The sequence below is a fragment of the Rahnella variigena genome, from assembly GCF_003610915.1.
In the GTDB taxonomy this organism is placed as follows: Bacteria; Pseudomonadota; Gammaproteobacteria; order Enterobacterales; family Enterobacteriaceae; genus Rahnella; species Rahnella variigena.
This window is the reverse complement of the sequence record NZ_NSDJ01000001.1, coordinates 18011-39393: the sequence shown is the minus strand read 5'-3', so window position 1 is coordinate 39393 and position 21383 is coordinate 18011. Positions and strand designations below refer to the sequence as shown.

Below are 21383 nucleotides of genomic sequence, written 5' to 3'. Positions count from 1 at the left end.
TCACTGACTTGAGTCAGCTCATCGGGATTCCTTCAGTTGCCGCCTGCCTGCAACTCGAATGATTTTGGGCATAAAGTTATGAGTGAAAAAATTATGAGCAACAAGTTGTGGAGTGAACTCAATCCCGGTCCGGGCCCGCTGATCGTCGATGCCCCGCTGGCTGACGCCGAACGCCTGAAGAAGGAAAGTAATTTCCTGCGCGGCACCATCACTGAGGATTTAAAAGACGGTCTGACCGGTGGCTTCAACGGAGATAACTTCCTGTTGATCCGCTTCCACGGCATGTATCAGCAGGATGACCGTGATATCCGTGCGGAACGCGCTGAGCAAAAGCTGGAACCGCGTCATGCCATGATGTTGCGTTGCCGTTTGCCGGGCGGCGTGATGACGCCTGCGCAGTGGCTAGGCATCGATAAATTTGCTGAAGACAGCACGCTGTACGGCAGCATCCGTATTACTAACCGTCAGACTTTCCAGTTCCACGGCATTCTGAAACCGAACGTAAAACCGGTGCATCAGTTGCTGAATAAACTCGGTCTGGATGCACTGGCGACCGCCAACGACGTTAACCGTAACGTGTTGTGTACCTCGAATCCGGTGGAGTCTGAACTGCATCAGGAAGCGTATCAGTGGGCGAAGAAAATCTCCGAACACCTGCTGCCACGCACCCGCGCTTACGCCGAAGTCTGGCTGGATCAGGAAAAAGTCGAAACCACCGACGAAGAACCGATTTTGGGCGCGACCTATCTGCCGCGTAAATTCAAAACGACGGTGGTTATTCCTCCGCAGAATGATGTGGACCTGCACGCCAACGACCTGAACTTTGTGGCGATTGCCGATAACGGCAAACTGGTCGGCTTCAACGTGCTGGTCGGCGGCGGGCTTTCTATCGCGCACGGCGATAAAGCCACTTACGCACGTACTGCCAGCGAGCTGGGCTTTATTCCGCTGGAGAACACGCTGGCCGTCGCCGAAGCCGTGGTCACCACGCAGCGCGACTGGGGTAACCGTACCAACCGTAAAAACGCTAAAACCAAATACACGCTGGAACGCGTCGGCGTGCCGGTATTCAAAGCCGAAGTTGAAAAACGCGCAGGCATTCAGTTTGGCGATGTTCGTCCTTACGAATTTACCGGTCGCGGTGATCGCATCGGCTGGGTGAAAGGTATCGACAAACAATGGCACCTGACGCTGTTTATCGAGAATGGCCGTATTCTTGATTATCCGGGCAAACCGCTGAAAACCGGACTGGCAGAAATTGCTAAGATCCATAAAGGCGATTTCAGGCTTACTGCTAACCAGAACCTGATCGTGGCCGGTGTCGCTGAAAAAGACAAAGACGCGATCGAAACCCTGGCGCGTAATCACGGCCTGATTGACGACGGCGTCACCGAGCAGCGTAAAAACTCGATGGCCTGCGTGTCATATCCGACCTGCCCGCTGGCGATGGCGGAAGCGGAACGTTTCCTGCCTGAGTTTGTGACCAAAGTAGAAGGCATCATGCACGGTCACGGCGTGGGCGATGAACACATTGTTCTGCGTGTGACCGGTTGTCCGAACGGCTGCGGCCGTGCGTTGCTGGCTGAAATTGGTCTGGTGGGTAAAGCGATGAACCGCTACAACCTGCACCTCGGCGGTAACCGCGCCGGAACACGTATTCCGCGCATGTACCGCGAAAACATTTCTGATGCTGAGATCCTGAGCATCATTGACGAACTGGTCGGTCGCTGGTCGAAAGAGCGCGAAACCGGTGAAGGCTTTGGTGACTTCGTGATCCGCGCCGGGATCATTAAGCCGGTGCTGGATCCTGCACGCGACTTTTATGACTAAGCGCGATAACCGACTGGAGGCAATATGAGTTTGCTGAATCTTACTCTGGCTGAACTGAACGAACTGCCGAAGTCCGGACAATCTATGGCGCTGGCGGAAATTAACGTCAGCCTGGAAAAACTGTCCGCGCAGGAGCGTGTGCAATGGGCGCTGGAAAATATGCCCGGCGAATTCGCGCTGTCTTCCAGCTTCGGCATCCAGGCGGCGGTCTGTCTGCACTTAGTCACTCAGCAGAAACCGGACATTCCGGTGATCCTGACCGATACCGGTTATCTGTTCCCGGAAACCTATCAGTTCATCGATACGTTAACCGAACAGCTGAACCTGAATTTGCAGGTATTCCGCGCGGAACATTCTGCGGCGTGGCAGGAAGCGCGTTACGGCAAACTGTGGGAGCAGGGCGTCGAAGGCATCGAGAAGTACAATCACATCAACAAAGTCGAGCCGATGAATCGTGCGATTCAGACGCTCGGCGTGCAGACCTGGTTCGCCGGTCTGCGGCGCGAGCAATCCGGCAGCCGTGCGCATCTGCCGGTGCTGGCGGTGCAACGCGGTGTGTTTAAAATCCTGCCGATCATTGACTGGGACAACCGTCAGATCTTCCGCTATCTGCAAGACAACGGCCTGAGCTATCACCCGCTGTGGGATCAGGGCTACCTTTCCGTCGGTGACACGCACACCACGAAGAAGTGGGAAGAAGGGATGAAAGAAGAAGACACGCGCTTCTTTGGGCTTAAACGCGAGTGCGGCCTGCACGAATAAATCCCCGTCATACTTCGGGTTGCAGATGCGTTGGCTGCGCGCTCTTACCCCGGTCACATAGTAATCTATGCCCCCGGGGATGCGTTTACTTGCCGCCTTCCTGCAATCCGAATTATTTAGGGGATTCCAGATAAGAGTCCCCTAAATTATCCTCTTAATCAGGCGTGTTTCGCCGGTTTCGCCAGATCCTTCAGCAGCGGGAATAACACTTTCACCGTATCCCGTGAGCGTTTTTCAATGCGTCCCGGCAGGGCTTTATCCAGATATTGCAGATTGTCGAACTGGCTCTGATAACGCGTGGTGCCCAGCGGGAAGTGGCTGGTGATCGCGCGTTGTTGCACGCCGTCTTTCTTACCGAGCGCAAAGTTGGTCGCGGTGACATTCAGCAGCGGCAGACGCGCGTCATCCAGCGCTTTGATGCCATCGCAGCAATGTGCGCCTTCATGACTTTCTGCCGGAATGCCCAGACTGCGCGCAATATTCAGCGCCCGCACGCGGGTCAGTTTTGCCACCGCCACGGAAGTGTTCGCACCACTGTTGAAATACAACCGGTCGCCGGTAATAAGCGAACTCAGGTTAATCACCAGCAGGGTATTTTTCTTCTCTTCAGCACTCATCCGGTTCACGAAGTCTTCCGCGCCTTTTGTGCCGGTTTCTTCCGCGCTGAGCGCCACGAAACGCAGGCTGTAATGCGTCGGGATGGCCTGCATGCGTTCGGCCAGCTCAAGCATCACACCGACGCCTGAGGCGTTGTCATCGACACCCTGCAAGGTCAAACCGCCGAGATTGTGATTGGTATCGCTGTCGCTTTGCGGCACATAAGTATCGAAATGCGCCATTACGATGATTTGCTGCGGGACTTCACCGGCGCGTGCGGCAATCACTGACGTGGCGTGAATATTCCGCCAGTCCTTTTTGCCCGCGCTACTGGTGTAAAGATAACGGGTATCGAATCCGCGTAAATCGCTCTTATACCCTAATTTGGTGAACTGCTGATTCAGATATTCCGCGGCGATAAGTTCAGCCGGGCTGCCGGCCATGCGCCCCGGGAAATAGGTCGCGATATGGCGGATTTGCTGACTGGCGATGAAGCCCATTGCCGGAAGCGGGGCGGAAGCCGCCAGCGCATGACCCAAACCGGCACAGCTCAGGCTCAGCGCCAGCAGTGTCCGCGTCATGCGTGAAAAAGAAAACATAGCCAAAAATCCTTATTTACTGGTCAAAACGACCGGAAGGCAATCAAACAACAGGCCGCGTATGGCGGTCTTTCTGGTGCATACAGTATGCGATTCTCTGGGCGATTAGACAATTTCCCGTTATCCCAAACCGCTCTTTTTGTCGGGCTATATTCCATTTAGTAACTAATCATTCCTTTTCGTCATTTCAGATCAATTATTCCCTGCACGTATAGTTTGTTTATTAATTCTGATAATCATTTAAGGCTTTTGTGGACTATCTACCAATATTTGCCGACCTCAAACAACGCCCTGTGCTGATTGTGGGTGGTGGCGAAGTCGCTGCTCGCAAAATCGATCTTCTCCTGCGGGCGGGTGCGCAAGTACGGATAGTCGCACAGGCACTTTCTCCCGAGCTGGAACAACGCAGACAGGCCGCTGAAGTCAGCTGGTCAGCTCAGGCGTTTTTGCCGGAACAACTCGACGATGTGTTTCTGGTGATTGCCGCCACTGACGATGCTGCGCTGAATGCTGAAGTGTTTGAGCAGGCGAACCTGCGCCATGTGCTGGCTAACGTGGTTGACGATCAGCCGAAGTGCTCTTTCATTTTCCCTTCAATTGTCGACCGTTCGCCGATTGTCGTGGCGATTTCTTCCAGCGGTAAAGCGCCGGTGCTGGCCAGAATGCTGCGTGAAAAGCTGGAAACGTTGCTGCCGAACAGCCTCGGGCAAATGGCCGATATCGCCGGACGCTGGCGTGAAAACGTGAAAGCGCAGTTCAGTTCGATGCGCGCGCGTCGCCGTTTCTGGGAACACGCGTTCGCCGGACGTTTCGCCAGCCTCGCGTCTGCGGGAAAGCTCGCAGAAGCTGAACAGGCGTTGCAACAACAGTTAGAAAACGCGGAAGACATCTCGCATAACGGTAATGTCACGCTGGTCGGTGCCGGGCCGGGTGATGCAGGATTGCTCACCTTACGCGGGTTGCAGGTGATGCAGCAGGCTGATGTGGTGCTTTACGACTATCTGGTCAGCGAAGAAGTGCTGGATCTGGTGCGTCGTGATGCGGACAAGATTTGTGTCGGTAAACGTGCGGGCAGCCATTCTGTCGCGCAGGAAGAAACTAACCGTCTGCTGGTCGAACTGGCGCAGCAGGGGAAGAAAGTCGTCCGCCTTAAAGGCGGTGACCCGTTTATTTTCGGCCGCGGCGGCGAAGAATTACAGGCGGTGCAGGCCGCTGGCATTCCTTTCCAGGTGGTGCCGGGCGTGACCGCAGCGGCGGGTGCAACGGCTTACGCCGGGATCCCGCTGACGCACCGCGACCACGCGCAGAGCGTCATATTTGTCACAGGACATTGCCGCCCGGAAAACAACGGCGTGCAGTGGGAGACTCTGGCGAAAGGCCAGCAAACATTGGCGATTTACATGGGCACGCTCAAAGCGGCTGAAATCAGCCAGCAACTGATCGCTCATGGTCGCGCAGCGAATACGCCCGTTGCCGTTATCGGACGGGGAACGCGTTCTGACCAGCAGGTGCTGACCGGAACACTCGATAATCTTGAACATCTGGCTCAACAGGCGCCGGCGCCGGCGTTACTGGTGATTGGTGAAGTGGTTTCGCTTCATCAGCAACTGGCCTGGTTTGGGCATCATCCTGAGACTGACGGCACCCAACGCCCGTCGGTTGTGAATTTGGCTTAAAGGATCTGTTATGGACGAAAAACGACTGACTCATTTGCGGCAACTGGAGGCGGAGAGTATCCATATCATCCGTGAAGTGGCTGCTGAATTCGCCAACCCGGTGATGATGTATTCCATCGGGAAAGACTCCTCGGTGATGCTGCATCTGGCACGCAAAGCCTTCTTCCCGGGCACCTTGCCGTTCCCGCTGCTGCACGTGGATACCGGCTGGAAATTCCGTGAAATGTACGAATTCCGTGACCGCACGGCGAAGAACTACGGTTTCGAGCTGATTGTGCATAAGAACCCGGAAGGCGTGGCGATGGGCATTAACCCGTTCGTTCACGGCAGCGCCAAACACACCGATATCATGAAAACCGAAGGGCTGAAGCAGGCGCTGAGCAAACACGGTTTTGATGCGGCTTTCGGCGGTGCTCGCCGTGACGAAGAAAAATCCCGCGCCAAAGAGCGTATTTATTCGTTCCGCGACCGCTTCCACCGCTGGGATCCGAAAAACCAGCGCCCTGAGCTGTGGCACAACTACAACGGCCAGATCAACAAAGGCGAAAGCATCCGCGTGTTCCCGCTCTCCAACTGGACTGAGCTGGATATCTGGCAGTACATCTATCTGGAAAACATCGAGATCGTTCCGCTGTATCTGGCCGCACCGCGTCCGGTGCTGGAGCGCGACGGTATGCTGCTGATGGTGGATGACGATCGTATTGATCTGCAACCGGGCGAAGTGATCGAGAAGAAAATGGTGCGTTTCCGCACATTAGGTTGCTGGCCGCTGACCGGTGCCGTCGAATCCGAAGCGCAATCGCTGCCGGAGATCATCGAAGAAATGCTGGTGTCGACCACCAGTGAACGTCAGGGACGCGCGATCGACCGTGATCAGGCCGGTTCGATGGAACTGAAAAAGCGTCAAGGGTACTTCTGAGGAGCCGCAGCTAATGAATAACGCAATTGCACAACAAATCGCGGAGCAGGGCGGCGTCGAAGCTTACCTGCACGCTCAGCAACACAAAAGCCTGCTGCGCTTTCTGACCTGTGGCAGCGTCGATGACGGCAAAAGTACCTTGATCGGACGCCTGCTGCATGACACCCGTCAGATCTACGAAGATCAGCTGTCTTCTTTGCACAACGACAGCAAGCGCCACGGCACGCAGGGCGAGAAACTGGATCTGGCTTTGCTGGTAGACGGCTTACAGGCTGAACGCGAGCAGGGCATTACCATCGACGTGGCTTACCGTTATTTCTCCACCGAGAAACGTAAGTTTATTATCGCCGACACGCCGGGGCATGAGCAGTACACCCGTAATATGGCGACCGGTGCATCGACCTGTGATCTGGCGATCTTACTGATCGACGCCCGTAAAGGCGTGCTGGATCAAACCCGCCGCCACAGCTTCATTGCGACATTGCTCGGGATCCGCCATCTGGTAGTGGCCGTCAACAAAATGGATCTGGTGGATTACAGCGAAACAGTTTACGAGCAGTTTAAACAGGATTATCTGGATTTCGCTCAGCAACTGCCGACCGATCTGGACATCAAATTTGTGCCGCTCTCTGCGCTGGAAGGCGATAACGTCGCCACGCCAGGCGAGAAAATGAGCTGGTACACCGGCCCGACGCTGCTCGACGTGCTGGAAACGGTCAACATCATCAACATCCGTGAACAGCAGCCGATGCGTTTTCCGGTGCAGTATGTGAACCGTCCAAACCTCGATTTCCGCGGTTATGCCGGTACGCTGGCGTCCGGTTCCGTGCGTGTCGGTCAGAAAATCAAAGTGCTGCCTTCAGGTGTGGAATCCACCGTGGCGCGCATTGTGACTTTCGATGGCGATTTGCAGGAAGCCTGGGCAGGCGAGGCGATTACGCTGGTGCTGGCCGATGAACGCGATATCAGCCGTGGCGACACGCTGGTGGATGCACAAGAAACCGTTAAGCCGGTGCAGAACGCCAAAGTTGACGTGGTGTGGATGGCGGAACAGCCACTGAGTGTCGGCCAGAGTTACGACATCAAAGTCGGCGGCAAGAAAGCCCGCGCGCGGGTGGAAAACATCGAATATCAGGTGGAAATCAACTCGCTGACGCAGCGTGTGGTGGAAAACCTGCCGCTCAACGGCATCGGCCTGGTCGAACTGGCCTTTGACGAGCCGCTGGTGCTGGATAACTACCAGAGTAATGCGGTCACCGGTGGCATGATCTTTATTGATCGCCTGACTAACGTCACCGTCGGTGCCGGTCTGGTGCGCGAAGCGGTTGAACAGGTTTATCATGAATCGGATAAATACAGCGCGTTTGAGCTGGAACTGAACAGTCTGGTGCGTCGTCACTTCCCGCACTGGGGCGCGCGCGACCTGCTGGGTGGCAAATAAGATGGCGTCACAAGAGAGCACTTTGTTAAAAGATGAGAATGTTGTCTGGCATCCGCACGCGGTTACGCGTGCAGATCGCGAAAAACAGCATGGCCATCGCGGTGCCGTATTGTGGTTCACCGGGCTTTCGGGCTCGGGGAAATCCACCGTCGCTGGCGCGCTGGAGCAGGCGCTGCATGCACAGGGCGTGAGCACGTATCTTCTCGATGGCGATAACGTCCGCCACGGGTTGTGCCGTGATCTGGGCTTCACTGACGATGACCGTCGTGAAAACATCCGTCGCGTGGGTGAAGTAGCAAAACTGATGGTGGATGCCGGACAGGTCGTGCTGACTGCGTTTATCTCGCCGCACCGCGCCGAGCGTGACATGGTGCGTGATTTGCTGGAAGACGGTCAGTTTATCGAAGTGTTTGTGGATACGCCGCTGGCTATCTGTGAGGCGCGGGATCCGAAAGGTTTGTACAAGAAAGCCCGTGCGGGTGAACTGAAAAACTTCACCGGTATTGACTCCGAATATCAGCCGCCACAGACGCCGGATGTGCATCTTGATGGTGAACAATTGGTAACACATTTGGTCCCTCAATTATTAGATGTGATGCGCCAGCGCGCTATTATCAATCCCTGAATGTTGCCGGCCAAACGCCACAGAGCGTGCCGGTTTACACTGAAATACAGGGATCACCTATGCAGGCTTTACTCAGCAGACTTGTCAGCCGGATCCGCGAAGATCGTACCGGGGAAATCAGCCCCCGGACACGCGTGCTGGTGCCGGCAACCGACAGCTCAGACACCGAAGATCCTTCCTACTCCATGCAGGGCGGATTCATCGGGTTTGTCTTCTACTGGCTGGCGTTTGCGATCCCTTTTCTGGTTTATGGTTCCAACACCCTGTTTTTCCTGCTCTACACCTGGCCGTTCTTCCTGGCGCTGATGCCGGTTTCCGTCCTGATAGGCATTGCGTTCAGCACGTTCTTTGGCGGTGCCTGGTTTAAAACCTCTCTGGCCAGCGCGGTCTGCGTTATCGGCATGTTCTGGACAGTCTTCTCTTTCCTGTCTGGCTGGTGACTTTTCCTGGCGTTTTTCCCTGCAAATTCCCTTCACGATGTAACCCATTGTGTCATTCTCACCCTTAATTGCGTGCGTAAGTCTGATTCTCACCGGCATTTACCCTGCCACAGTGGAGTCAGAGGGAAAGTTGTGGGATGATTGTCCGGCTTTTTTAGGGGGCGGGGATGGGCAAACTAACACTGCTTTTACTGATTTTACTTGGCTGGCTACAGTATTCGCTGTGGCTGGGTAAGAATGGTATTCACGATTATGTTCGTGTAAACGATGATGTTCAGGTGCAGCAAGGTAATAACGGCAAACTGAAATCACGTAATGATCAACTTTTCGCAGAAATCGACGATTTAAACGGCGGTCAGGAAGCGATCGAAGAACGCGCACGCAACGAACTGGGCATGATTAAACCCGGCGAGACTTTCTATCGTCTGGTGCCTGACAACAAACGTGCGCCGGGCAGCACCGTTTCGCAAAACAACCTGAATCAATAGCCATGAGTCATACCGCTGTTTCCCTTCCAGAGGTCATTGCCGTGTTACCGGCTGCCGGAATTGGCAGCCGTATGCAGGCAGAATGCCCCAAGCAATACCTTTCTGTTGGCGGTAAAACGCTGATAGAACATTCCATTCGCGCTTTGCTGCAAAGTGGCAGAGTCAGCCTGGTTATCGTGGCGTTAAGCCCGCACGACACGCAGTTCGCCGAACTTCCCATTGCCCGTGATCCGCGGATCCGCGTGGTGGCCGGCGGGGCTGAACGCGCTGAATCGGTCATGGCCGGACTGGACGTCGCCGGTGACCGTGGCTGGGTGCTGGTGCATGACGCCGCACGCCCGTGTTTGCATCCCGATGACCTCAGTAATTTGCTGGCGATTTCCGCCACCAGCAAAGTCGGCGGCATCCTCGCCGCCCCGGTGCGTGACACCATGAAACGCGGCGAACCCGGTGTCGCGGCAATTGCGCATACAGTCGATCGTCAGGATCTCTGGCACGCGCTGACGCCACAATTTTTCCCGCTCGAATTACTGAAAACCTGCCTGCGCCGTGCCCTCAATGAAGGTGCAGTGGTCACAGATGAAGCTTCTGCAATGGAATATTGCGGGTTTCATCCTATGCTGATCCCGGCACGGGCCGATAATATTAAAGTCACCCGGCCCGAAGATCTGGCGCTGGCAGAATTCTATCTAACCCGCTTATCCCAGGAGGAGAACGCATAATGCGTATCGGTCACGGTTTTGATGTACATAAGTTTGGCGGCGAAGGCCCGCTGGTGATCGGTGGTGTGCGTATCCCTTATCCGCAGGGTTTACTGGCGCATTCTGACGGCGATGTCGCGCTGCACGCGGCCACTGACGCATTGCTCGGTGCTGCTGCGCTGGGTGACATCGGCAAATTGTTCCCGGATACCGATCCGGCATTTAAAGGCGCTGACAGCCGTGAACTGCTGCGTGAAGCTTATCGCCGTATCCGTGCGAAGGGCTACAAGCTGGGCAATCTGGATATCACCATCATTGCACAGGCACCGAAAATGGCGCCGCACATCCCGCAGATGCGCGTGTTTCTGGCCGAAGATTTGCAGTGCCATATGGATGACGTCAACGTAAAAGCCACCACCACTGAACAGCTGGGCTTCACCGGTCGCGGCGAAGGTATCGCCTGCGAAGCCGTTGCCCTGCTGATTAAGGAATGATGTTGTGGAAGATTACCGCATGATAGATATGTCACGTCTCACCTGGTTACTGGGCGAACCTGTTGCCACCGGCCAGCTGAAAGCCAATCCGGAAGACTTTATCGTCGAAGAGGATCTGGGCTTTGAGCCGGACGGAGAAGGTGAACATCTGTTGGTGCGGATCCGCAAAAATGGCTGCAACACCCAATTTGTTGCCGAGCAGCTGGCGCGGTTTGCCAAAGTGCATCCGCGCGACGTCAGTTATGCCGGTCTCAAGGACCGTCATGCAGTCACCGAACAATGGTTTTGCCTGCATCTGCCGGGCAAGGCTGATCCAGATTTAAGCCAGTTTGACCTCGAAGGCTGCGAAGTGGTCCGCGCCTCACGTCATCGCAAAAAAATGCGTATCGGCACGCTGAAAGGTAATGCGTTTACGCTGGTGCTGCGCCAGATAAGCGATATCGCGGATGTTGAAGCACGTCTGGAAAAAATCACCCAACAGGGCGTACCGAACTATTTCGGCACCCAGCGGTTTGGTCGTGGCGGCAATAATCTGGTGCAGGCGAAACGCTGGGCAACCAACGAAGCCCGTCCGAAAGAACGCGCTAAACGCAGCTTCTATCTTTCCGCCAGCCGCAGCGCGATGTTCAATATCGTCGCCAGCCAGCGTCTGGCCGATGGCACCGTGCGTCAGCCGATGCTGGGCGATGCCCTGCAACTGAGCGGACGCGGCAGCTGGTTTGTGGCGAAAGCCGAAGAGTTTGAATCGCTGCAACCTCGTGTTGAAAGCGGTGAACTGCTGGTGACGGCACCTTTACCCGGTGACGGCCCGCTGGGCACGCTGGAAGATGCAGAAGCGTTCGAGCAAACCTGTCTCAGCGACCAGACGGATTTGCTGTCACTGCTCAAACGTGAACGGGTGGAACCTGCGCGTCGTGCCATTATGCTGCAACCTTTGCAGATGCAATGGCAGCGCTGGGATGACGTCACTCTGGAACTCAAATTCTGGTTACCGGCCGGCAGTTATGCCACCAGCGTGGTGCGTGAACTGATGAATCTGGATGAAACTGATGCGGATATTACTGAGTAACGACGACGGCGTACTGGCTCCGGGCATTCAGGCGCTGGCGTCCGCGCTGCGTGAGTTTGCCGACGTGAAGCTGGTGGCCCCTGACCGTAACCGCAGCGGCGCATCGAACGCGCTGACGCTGGACGGCCCGTTGCGTATTCAGTCTTACCCCAACGGCGATACTGCCGTGATTAATGGCACGCCGACCGACTGCGTGTACCTTGGCGTCAATACGCTGATGCGTCCGAAGCCGGATATCGTGGTCTCCGGCATTAACGCCGGACCGAATCTGGGCGACGACGTGATTTACTCCGGCACCGTTGCTGCCGCCATGGAAGGCCGTCATCTGGGCTTTCCTGCGCTGGCGGTCTCGCTGGACGGTCATCAGCATTACGACACGGCGGCGATCATCACTTGTCGCATTCTCAGGGCGCTGGCGCGTGAGCCTTTGCGTACTGGCAAAATTCTGAATATTAACGTCCCGGATCTGCCGCTTTCGCAGATTAAAGGGATCAAAGTGACGCGTTGCGGTAGCCGTCATCCGGCTGAGCAGGTATTTTGTCAGCAGGATCCGCGTGGTCAGGACTTGTACTGGATTGGCCCGCCGGGCGATAAATTTGATGTCGCACCTGACACTGATTTTGCCGCTGTCGCGCAAGGTTATGTTTCAGTGACGCCACTTCAGGTGGATTTAACTGCCTATGCGGCTCAGGATGTCGTGGTCTCATGGTTGGAAAAGGCCGGGGTGAGCGCGAATGGTGAATAAGCCGATGTACAACCTGCTGGAACAGCTGCGCCAGCAGGGCATTCATGATGAAAAACTGCTGCATGCCATTGAGTCCGTGCCGCGAGAGCGGTTCGTCGATGAGGCATTTCAGCATAAAGCTTACGAAAACACTGCGTTGCCGATTGGTTCCGGCCAGACCATTTCTCAGCCCTATACGGTGGCGAGAATGACTGAGCTGCTGCGCCTTGAGCCGTCTTCACGCGTGCTGGAAATTGGCACCGGTTCGGGCTATCAGACCGCGATTCTGGCGCATCTGGTGGAGCATGTTTTCTCGGTCGAGCGCATCAAGGGATTGCAGTGGCAGGCGAAAAGACGCCTCAAGCAACTCGATTTGCATAACGTCTCCACCCGTCATGGTGACGGCTGGCAGGGCTGGCCTTCGCGCGGCCCGTTTGACGCTATTATTGTCACCGCCGCCCCCCCTGAAATACCTCAAGATTTACTGCAACAACTCGATGATGGCGGTGTATTAATTCTGCCCGTGGGCGAAGAGAATCAGACACTGCAACGGATCACCCGTCGTGGTGATGAGTTTGTCGCCGAAAACATCGAAGCCGTTCGTTTTGTCCCGCTGGTGAAAGGCGAGCTTGCCTGAAACCGGCGGTGTGCAGGTGCCTTCAGGACTAACCCCTTAAAATTTAAATACAACTGTTATATGGTGCTGTACTGGCGATGTTGATAGCATCCACTACAGTTTTTTATGGCACAGCGGCATTCAGGCAACGTCCTGAATGCGCATGTTGCCTGCCCGCACCGTGTCAGGTGACACGAAAAGCGCCAGCTGGCGCGGTGTGCGCGGTTAAAGAGATATTCTGAGATTGCCGTAACGGGGGAAATATGAGCACGGGAAGCCCAATAAAAACACTAAGCCGCATTGCAGTGTGTACTTTTATCAGTGCCTGGATGGCGGGATGTTCGAACAATTCAACGACATCTGCACCTATCAGCAGCGTTAATGGCGGCGGAAACAGTGGCAACAGTAGTCAGAATACTCTGAATTCCAATCCGCAAATGGCACCCGCCGTGGGGTCTGGCGGACACATTGTGTACAACCGCAGCTACAACTCCATCCCTAAAGGAAGTTACAGCGGCAGCACCTATCAGGTGAAGCGTGGCGACACCCTGTTCTACATTGCGTGGATCACCGGCAATGACTTCCGTGACCTGGCCGCGCGCAACAATATCCCTGCGCCATACAGCCTCGAAGTCGGGCAGACAGTCCAGATAAATAACGTCTCTTCTGCGGCCAGTACCAGCAGCGCGCCAGTGGTTACCGATGCCACAAATGGCGGTGTTCCTAAAGTACCAACCGGAGGAATGCTTGCAGGTTCTGTGGTTGCATCTCAACCAACTACCACGTATTCTGATTCTTCTGGTAAACAGAATGTAGGTAAGATGTTGCCTTCATCAGGTGCAGTTACTACCACCACAACACCTGTTGCTGTAGCCAGCACTCCCGTCGCCACGTCAACAAATAATGGCGGTCCGGTTTCCTCCTGGAAATGGCCGACTGACGGGAAAATTATCGATAATTTCTCAGCTTCTGAAGGGGGAAATAAGGGGATCGATATTGCTGGTTCGCGTGGACAATCTGTCGTAGCAACCGCCTCGGGGCGTGTGGTTTACGCGGGTAATGCTCTTCGCGGTTACGGTAATCTGATCATCATTAAACACAATGATGATTACCTGAGCGCCTATGCACATAACGATACAATGCTGGTCCGGGAACAACAAGAAGTGCAGGCGGGACAAAAAATAGCGACTATGGGTAGCACCGGAACCAGTTCAGTAAGATTGCATTTTGAAATTCGTTACAAGGGGAAATCCGTAAACCCGCTGCGTTATCTTCCGCAGCGATAAATCGGGGCAGAGCATTGATTCTGCCCTCGGGACCACGGGTAGGAGCAGCTTATGAGTCAGAATACGCTGAAAGTTAACGAGTTACATGATGATGTAGATTTCGATGAGAACAGCGCTGAAGCCTTTGACGAGAAAGCATTAGTCGAAGAGACTGCCGACAACGATGCTGAAGAAGAATTGTTGTCGCAGGCTGTAAGCCAGAGAGTGCTGGACGCCACTCAACTGTACCTCGGTGAAATCGGTTATTCCCCTCTGCTTACCGCATAAGAGGAAGTTTATTTCGCACGACGCGCGCTGCGGGGAGATGTTCCTTCCCGCCGCCGTATGATTGAAAGTAACCTGCGTTTGGTGGTTAAGATTGCCCGCCGCTACAGTAATCGCGGTCTGGCACTGCTGGATTTGATCGAGGAAGGCAACCTGGGTCTGATCCGTGCGGTTGAAAAATTCGACCCTGAGCGCGGTTTCCGTTTCTCTACCTATGCAACATGGTGGATCCGTCAGACAATCGAACGGGCGATCATGAATCAAACCCGTACTATTCGTCTGCCGATTCACATCGTTAAAGAACTGAACGTTTACCTGCGTACTGCACGTGAACTTGCACATAAACTGGACCATGAACCGAGCGCTGAAGAGATTGCTGAGCAACTCGACAAGCCGGTACATGACGTCAGCCGTATGTTGCGCCTGAATGAACGCATCACTTCTGTAGACACCCCGTTAGGTGGTGACTCAGAGAAAGCGTTGTTAGATATTCTGGCGGATGAAAAAGACAACGGCCCGGAAGACACCACACAAGACGACGATATGAAACAGAGTATCGTTAAGTGGTTATTCGAGTTGAATGCAAAACAGCGTGAAGTACTGGCGCGTCGTTTCGGCCTGTTGGGCTATGAAGCGGCAACGCTGGAAGATGTGGGCCGCGAAATTGGCCTGACACGTGAACGTGTTCGTCAGATTCAGGTAGAAGGTTTGCGTCGCCTGCGTGAAATCCTGCAGGGGCAAGGCCTGAGCATTGAAGCATTGTTCCGCGAATAAACAACGTGTCAGACAGTGACTGCATCATGCAGTATCTGCAAGAACGGAAAATAAAAACGGTGGGTTAATCCCCACCGTTTTTTTATGCACGCTGATCGGGCCAGCAGACGCTTACACCATATCTTTCAGACGATAGATCCACTCCAGCGCCTGACGTGGCGACAATGAATCCGCATCGAGAGCCTCCAGGGCTTCCACCGCCGGAGACACTTCTTCGGTCAGTAATGCCAGCTGCGGACCATCAACTTTGCTGGCAGCGGCGTTGTTCGACAACGTTTCCAGCTCTTTCAGTTTCTGGCGCGCACGCTTAATCACATCACGCGGAACACCGGCCAGTGCAGCCACAGCCAGACCGTAGCTTTTGCTGGCCGCGCCGTCCTGCACGCTGTGCATAAAGGCAATGGTGTCGCCGTGTTCGATAGCATCCAGATGCACGTTGACCGTGCCTTCCATTTTTTCCGGCAGGGTGGTCAGCTCGAAATAATGGGTGGCGAACAACGTCATGGCTTTAATACGACTGGCGAGGTTTTCCGCACACGCCCAGGCCAGTGACAGACCATCGTAGGTTGACGTCCCGCGTCCGATTTCATCCATCAGCACCAGACTGTTTTCGGTCGCATTGTGCAGGATATTCGCCGTCTCGGTCATTTCCACCATGAAGGTCGAACGCCCGGAAGCCAGATCGTCCGCTGCACCGACGCGGGTGAAGATGCGATCCACCGGCCCGATGACGGCAGTCTCAGCGGGAACATAGCTGCCGATATGCGCCATCAGAACAATCAGCGCCGCCTGACGCATATAGGTACTTTTACCGCCCATGTTTGGACCGGTGATGATCAGCATCCGTCGCGCCGGAGACATGTTCAGCGGGTTGGAGATAAAGGGTTCGCTCAGCACCTGCTCAACCACCGGATGGCGACCGCCGGTAATATTAATACCCGGCTTTTCACTCATGGTCGGGCAAGCGTAATTGAGCGTGTAAGCACGTTCCGCCAGATTGCTCAGCACATCCAGTTCGGCCAGTGCGCTGGCACTTTGCTGCAACGCAGACAGATGCGGCATCAGCAGGTCGAACAGCTCTTCATACAGCGCTTTTTCCAGAGACAGCGCTTTGCCTTTGGAGGTCAGTACTTTGTCTTCGTATTCTTTCAGCTCAGGAATGATGTAGCGCTCGGCATTTTTCAGCGTCTGGCGACGGACGTAATGAATCGGCACCAGATGGCTCTGACCGCGGCTGACCTGAATGTAATAACCGTGAACGCCGTTGAAACCGACTTTCAGCGTATCCAGCCCCAGCTTTTCACGTTCGCGGATCTCCAGACGATCGAGATAATCCGTCGCACCGTCTGCCAGCGCACGCCATTCATCCAGCTCAGCGTTGTAGCCCGGCGCGATTACGCCACCGTCACGCACCAGAACTGGCGGGCTTTCGATCACGGCGCGTTCAAGCAGTTCCACCAGTTCGGTAAAGTCACCGGTTTGCTCCACCAGCGTTTTCACATGAGCGGCTTCGGTTCCCTGCAAGATCTCGCGGATTTCCGGCAGTTGCTGCATGGCGTGACGCATACGGGCCAGGTCACGCGGACGTGCGCTGCGCAGTGCCAGACGTGCCAGAATACGTTCGAGATCGCCGACCTGACGCAGCACCGGCTGTAAATCGGCGGTGATATCCTGCAACGCACCAATCGCCTGCTGGCGATGCGTCAGCAGTTTGATATCGCGGCTCGGCATGTGGATCCAGCGTTTGAGCATACGGCTGCCCATCGGCGTCACCGCCTGATCAAGCACCGCGGCCAGCGTGTTTTCGACGCCACCGGCCAGATTTTGCGTCAGTTCCAGATTACGGCGGGTGGCCGCATCCATAATAATGCCGTCCTGCTGGCGTTCCATGGTGACACCACGGATATGCGGCAGGGCAGTGCGCTGGGTATCTTTTACATATTGCAGCAGACAACCGGCAGCACGCAGCGCCTGAGCCGCCTGCTCAACGCCAAAGCCGCTTAAATCGCGGGTACCAAATTGCAGATTGAGCTGCTGCTTCGCGGTTTCCAGCTCAAATTCCCACATCGGACGGCGACGCAATCCGCGACGGGAAGAGATAAGCTGCATGGCTTCAAAACTTTCCGGATACAGCAATTCCGCCGGATTGGTACGCTGCAATTCCGCTGCCATGGTTTCCAGATCGTCGGGCTGAGCCACACGGAAACGGCCGGAGCTGATATCCAGCGTCGCATACCCAAATCCACGGCCGTCCTGCCAGATAGCCGCCAGCAGGTTGTCATGGCGCTCGCTCAGCAACGCTTCATCGCTGACGGTGCCGGGCGTGACAATACGCACGACTTTACGCTCAACCGGCCCTTTGCTCAGCGCCGGGTCGCCAATCTGTTCGGCGATCGCGACGGATTCACCGAGCTGCACCAGTTTCGCCAGATAGCCTTCCACCGCATGATAAGGCACGCCCGCCATCGGGATCGGCTCACCGGCAGAAGCACCGCGTTTGGTCAGGGAGATGTCCATCAGCTGCGATGCGCGTTTCGCATCGTCATAAAACAGTTCGTAGAAGTCGCCCATGCGATAGAACAGCAGAACCTCCGGGTTCTCTGCTTTGAGACGCAGATACTGCTGCATCATGGGGGTGTGTGAATCTAAATTCTTATTGTCAATCATAGACATAATTTGTTTATTCCATTGAATTTAAAGTAAATTGTGATTTTAGTTATTATCATTAAGTATCACGTTGTCTCATAAAAAATCACCAAAACCCGCGTGTAAGTGTAGGTCAAAGTGTAGGTTGTTATGTAGGTTATGGTATAATTGTAATCAATAAACGGACAACCTACACTTGGTAAGAAAGGCTGGATTTTAGCCTAATTAAGTCAAGTGGTTAGCCATAAAATGGATCTTATATGACGGATAAACCAGCAGGCAAACCTTTGTCATCCAAAGCGGTCGAAATGATGAAGCCTGGGGACAAAAACAAAGCCGATACGGGTGAAAACCGGGGCTTGCGTGTGACTTGCGGCGCTTCTGGAATCAAGACCTTTTTCTACCGCTATACTAGCCCAGTGACCAATAAGCTGTCACAGGTAAAAATTGGATGCTTCCCGCAAACCTCGCTTGCAATGGCCCGTATGAAGTTGCAAGAACTCAAACTGCTCAGAAGTGAAGGGCGCTGTCCGGCGTCTGAACTGAAAGATGAGAAAAAACGATTATTAGAAGAGAGTCAAAAACCGAAAGCGGCAGTGCTGACGATTGAAGGTTTGGTTGAGCTGTACCTGACTGAGCGGATTGAGGATCGTAAAACGAATGATGGGAAGATCATTCCCGGAGCCAGAAAGCCGAAAGGGCAGGCCGAGGTCCGTCGTACTCTCTATGGTGACGCCGTTAAAAGCTTAGGGACAAGAAATGCTGCTGAGATTACGCGCCAGGATGTCATCAATTTAATTAATGGCATTGTAGCCCGTGGCGCACCCGTACAGGCCGGTAATGTTCTAAGGGAACTTTCACTCGCATATGAGTTTGCAATTGGCCTTGGGCGCTTTGATGACAGTTTTGCGAATCCAGCGTTGTTAGCAAAATCCAGCTTACGACAGACCAGAATCAAGCTCACAAATCGACGTGGAACACGAGTACTGAGTGAGGACGAGCTTGCAAAATTCCTTAAATGGCTTCCGGGTTCGGCTTACACGCCAACGATCAAAAACGTGTTACGTCTGACTCTCTGGACCGGTTGCCGTACCGGTGAAGTCTGCAATATGGCATGGAAGGATGTTGATCTTGAAAAAGGCACCATTCATCTGCGGGAAACCAAGACCGGGGTAGAGCGCTACGTTCAATTATCCGAGCAGGCAATCGACTTTCTCAAAATACTACGACTTACCTCTGACAAATATCTGTTTCCTTCGCAAGCCACTAAGAAGCCAATCCAGCAGAAGTATCTAACTGAAAACTCATGGCGTTTACGTGAAAGCGGCCAAATGCTTAATATACCTCATTGGACGCCGCACGATCTGCGTCGTACAGTACGAACGGGGTTATCTCGTTTGCAGTGTCCAAATGAGGTAGCAGAGGCTGTATTGGGGCATACACGTGGTGGTGTTGAAGGGATTTATAATTTGTATAAGTATGATGCTGAGTGCCGGAAGTGGTTGCAGGTATGGGCGGATTACTTGGAAAGAATAGTGAAAATCTAGTTAAAGAAAGCGCCTTATGAGTACTGAAATTCCATAAGGCGCGACTGAAAACTCGGTTGGTAGCCTTGTTAACAGCTGTGGTGAATTGTTCCTAGCCCATAAATTGTACACACCGAAAGCTGTGTTTGCAAAAAAGCTTGCTTAATGAGCATAAACAATTATCATCTCTAGCGGTAGGAATAAGAGTTCACTACATAATTGCACCGATGGAAACCGAGATAATGTCATATTTAAACTGTGGCTAGCACATAGCAGGTTAGAGGTGGCATTTATATTTCATATAGTTCTAATTGAGCTTTTGATCTAATGACTGATCGTTGCTTATCATAACTAAATGTTTGATGTAGCAAGTGAAGTCCATCTCGCCTAGTTGTAGCAGGTGGTGCTGGCAATGCCCCCATCTTGGTGCGTGGTGAATTGTTCCTAGCGGGATATGCAGCGGTTATAGGCAATTCAAGGGTACCCCGTTGCTAGTCATGCTCCTAATAAAAGGAGCTAGTTATGATGTCAATTATTATCGGCATACTTAACCTGATCGCTGCCGTGCTTCAGCTGATTCAGCAGTTCTATTCTTAGTAATAGTTCTGATAGGTGAAGGGACCTTTTAACCAAAGGTCCTGGATCCTAACCTTATACAATCCGAATGTGGAAATCCAAGTTTAAACATTCTTCTAGAGTAACTCTGTGGTTGTGAAATATTATTTCATGCTGTATGAAAATTAATTTCTTAATTACACATTTGTATTTCATATTGGATCAATAATGGTATTATAATAAATAAACTAGGCTTTTAATTAAATAAGCCTAGTTTATATTTGGAATAGGTAGTGTTGATTAAAGTGAATTAGTTATTTTCACAAGCTTCAAAGGCGGGTGATGAATTGTTAAGCATTTTGAAAGGGTTCGCAGAAGAATATTTTTTAATTACCTCATCGGAGATGGTTGTCAATCTATTTATATTTCCTTTGCATAAACTGAGGGCGATTAAGTCGTTAGTCATGCTTTTTAATAGATTAACGTCGGATAAAAGCCAATATTTATGGCTATTCTCAAAAACATCTAACGATGAGTTTCCTAGGAATAAATTGCTCAAATCGTGATTGTGTCCCTCATTCATTTCAAATAAGATAAAATCGAAGAAGTCAGTTAAATAAGAATATAGTAAATTAATTTGCAGGGTGAAGTAGTAATCTGCAAAATTAATATTGTTATTATATATGTTCGTATACATATAATTTGGCGTAACTATGTCATCCAAATTAAGTGTGTAAGCCTGAAAACAGAAACGACTACCGACATCGCTGCTATTAATGAAGAATGGGTTTATTGTTATTCCTCCATGAGTTATCTTATTTCTTATTTTATTGATCTCTCTGTACCATTTTAAATGGAGGTTATCAAATTCACCAGCATATTTTTTAAACCTTTGTTCAAGATAGTCATATTTATTGATGTTTTTTTCTTTTTTATTTTTAAAAACAAGCATGTCAGCAATTTGATATGATATATCCCATACTGTACTGATTTTAAAATAGCAGTATTCGATTAGGTTAGAACCAATTACACCGGTTTTATCATATTTTTTTATAAAGTCAGAATCTTTTTGCAATTTATCAATATTAACTACAGAGTAAAAAAGTTTTTTAAAGTGAGTTGGGAGGTTTTTCATATAAAATTGAATATCATGATTTTCTATTTTATCAGGGGCATACTTATTAAGATAAATTATTAATTTAAACATAGGGTTGTTAATATGTTGCGCTTCAAAATCAAACATGCATAATATCTCCATTGCTTTTTTATCACTTTAATGCTAATGCAGAGAAATGTCAAATCGGTATTTACCGATTGCTTATTGTTTTTTTATAGAGAATTATGATATTTA

At 52.5% G+C, this 21383-nt stretch carries 18 protein-coding genes and 1 pseudogene; 16 read left to right on the top strand and 3 right to left on the bottom strand.

Annotation, left to right across the window (positions count from 1 at the left end; all coding sequences use genetic code 11):
• Positions 1–93 precede the first annotated feature (93 nt).
• On the top strand, positions 94–1830 hold the full coding sequence (cysI, locus tag CKQ54_RS00200) for an assimilatory sulfite reductase (NADPH) hemoprotein subunit (RefSeq protein ID WP_120163279.1): 1737 nt from the start codon (positions 94–96) through the stop codon (positions 1828–1830).
• A gap of 24 nt (positions 1831–1854) precedes the next feature.
• Positions 1855–2592, top strand: coding sequence for a phosphoadenylyl-sulfate reductase (locus CKQ54_RS00195; protein ID WP_013574005.1), 738 nt, complete (start codon positions 1855–1857; stop codon positions 2590–2592).
• 158 nt (positions 2593–2750) lie between these two features.
• Here the strand turns inward: CKQ54_RS00195 and CKQ54_RS00190 are convergent, their stop codons facing one another.
• Positions 2751–3788 (bottom strand): aminopeptidase, encoded by a 1038-nt coding sequence (locus CKQ54_RS00190; RefSeq protein WP_120163245.1) that lies wholly within the window; start codon positions 3786–3788, stop codon positions 2751–2753.
• 251 nt (positions 3789–4039) lie between these two features.
• Here CKQ54_RS00190 and cysG point away from each other — a divergent pair, with 251 nt between their 5' ends.
• From cysG to rpoS, 13 genes and pseudogenes are all read left to right on the top strand, one after another.
• Positions 4040–5464: a siroheme synthase CysG gene (cysG, locus tag CKQ54_RS00185; protein WP_120163244.1), complete on the top strand. Its 1425-nt coding sequence runs from the start codon at positions 4040–4042 to the stop codon at positions 5462–5464.
• Positions 5465–5474: 10 nt separating this feature from the next.
• Positions 5475–6383: a sulfate adenylyltransferase subunit CysD gene (gene cysD / locus CKQ54_RS00180; protein WP_112287719.1), complete on the top strand. Its 909-nt coding sequence runs from the start codon at positions 5475–5477 to the stop codon at positions 6381–6383.
• 13 nt (positions 6384–6396) lie between these two features.
• Positions 6397–7824, top strand: coding sequence for a sulfate adenylyltransferase subunit CysN (gene cysN / locus CKQ54_RS00175; protein ID WP_120163243.1), 1428 nt, complete (start codon positions 6397–6399; stop codon positions 7822–7824).
• Position 7825: 1 nt separating this feature from the next.
• Positions 7826–8449 carry an adenylyl-sulfate kinase gene (cysC, locus tag CKQ54_RS00170; RefSeq protein ID WP_113877408.1) on the top strand — a complete coding sequence of 208 codons (624 nt, stop codon included), beginning with the start codon at positions 7826–7828 and terminating at the stop codon, positions 8447–8449.
• 59 nt (positions 8450–8508) lie between these two features.
• A complete protein-coding gene (locus tag CKQ54_RS00165) occupies positions 8509–8889 on the top strand; it encodes a DUF3561 family protein (protein WP_120163242.1) in 381 nt (126 codons plus the stop codon).
• 167 nt (positions 8890–9056) lie between these two features.
• Positions 9057–9377, top strand: coding sequence for a cell division protein FtsB (ftsB, locus tag CKQ54_RS00160; RefSeq protein WP_112287715.1), 321 nt, complete (start codon positions 9057–9059; stop codon positions 9375–9377).
• A gap of 2 nt (positions 9378–9379) precedes the next feature.
• A complete protein-coding gene (gene ispD / locus CKQ54_RS00155) occupies positions 9380–10099 on the top strand; it encodes a 2-C-methyl-D-erythritol 4-phosphate cytidylyltransferase (protein WP_120163241.1) in 720 nt (239 codons plus the stop codon).
• Positions 10099–10572 (top strand): 2-C-methyl-D-erythritol 2,4-cyclodiphosphate synthase, encoded by a 474-nt coding sequence (ispF, locus tag CKQ54_RS00150; protein ID WP_015695903.1) that lies wholly within the window; start codon positions 10099–10101, stop codon positions 10570–10572. The genes ispD and ispF overlap by 1 nt, the downstream gene beginning before the upstream one ends.
• 22 nt (positions 10573–10594) lie before the next feature.
• Positions 10595–11641 carry a tRNA pseudouridine(13) synthase TruD gene (truD, locus tag CKQ54_RS00145; RefSeq protein ID WP_165353181.1) on the top strand — a complete coding sequence of 349 codons (1047 nt, stop codon included), beginning with the start codon at positions 10595–10597 and terminating at the stop codon, positions 11639–11641.
• The gene (surE, locus tag CKQ54_RS00140) at positions 11622–12386 is read left to right on the top strand and encodes a 5'/3'-nucleotidase SurE (RefSeq protein ID WP_166654458.1); all 765 of its coding nucleotides are present in this window, start codon (positions 11622–11624) and stop codon (positions 12384–12386) included. Before truD ends, surE begins: the two co-directional genes overlap by 20 nt.
• On the top strand, positions 12376–13002 hold the full coding sequence (locus tag CKQ54_RS00135) for a protein-L-isoaspartate(D-aspartate) O-methyltransferase (protein ID WP_120134251.1): 627 nt from the start codon (positions 12376–12378) through the stop codon (positions 13000–13002). The genes surE and CKQ54_RS00135 overlap by 11 nt, the downstream gene beginning before the upstream one ends.
• Before the next feature lie 242 nt (positions 13003–13244).
• The gene (nlpD, locus tag CKQ54_RS00130) at positions 13245–14267 is read left to right on the top strand and encodes a murein hydrolase activator NlpD (RefSeq protein ID WP_120163240.1); all 1023 of its coding nucleotides are present in this window, start codon (positions 13245–13247) and stop codon (positions 14265–14267) included.
• Between the two features lie 51 nt (positions 14268–14318).
• Positions 14319–15305, top strand: a pseudogene (gene rpoS, locus CKQ54_RS00125) (RNA polymerase sigma factor RpoS).
• A gap of 111 nt (positions 15306–15416) precedes the next feature.
• Here rpoS and mutS read toward each other — a convergent pair.
• Positions 15417–17972, bottom strand: a complete 2556-nt coding sequence (gene mutS, locus CKQ54_RS00120) for a DNA mismatch repair protein MutS (RefSeq protein ID WP_120163278.1) — start codon at positions 17970–17972, stop codon at positions 15417–15419.
• 239 nt (positions 17973–18211) lie between these two features.
• Between mutS and CKQ54_RS00115 the strand changes: the two genes are divergently transcribed.
• Positions 18212–19498, top strand: a complete 1287-nt coding sequence (locus CKQ54_RS00115; protein WP_120163239.1) for a tyrosine-type recombinase/integrase — start codon at positions 18212–18214, stop codon at positions 19496–19498.
• Between the two features lie 844 nt (positions 19499–20342).
• Here the strand turns inward: CKQ54_RS00115 and CKQ54_RS00110 are convergent.
• The gene (locus tag CKQ54_RS00110; protein WP_120349655.1) at positions 20343–21275 is read right to left on the bottom strand and encodes a hypothetical protein; all 933 of its coding nucleotides are present in this window, start codon (positions 21273–21275) and stop codon (positions 20343–20345) included.
• Positions 21276–21383: the final 108 nt, after the last annotated feature.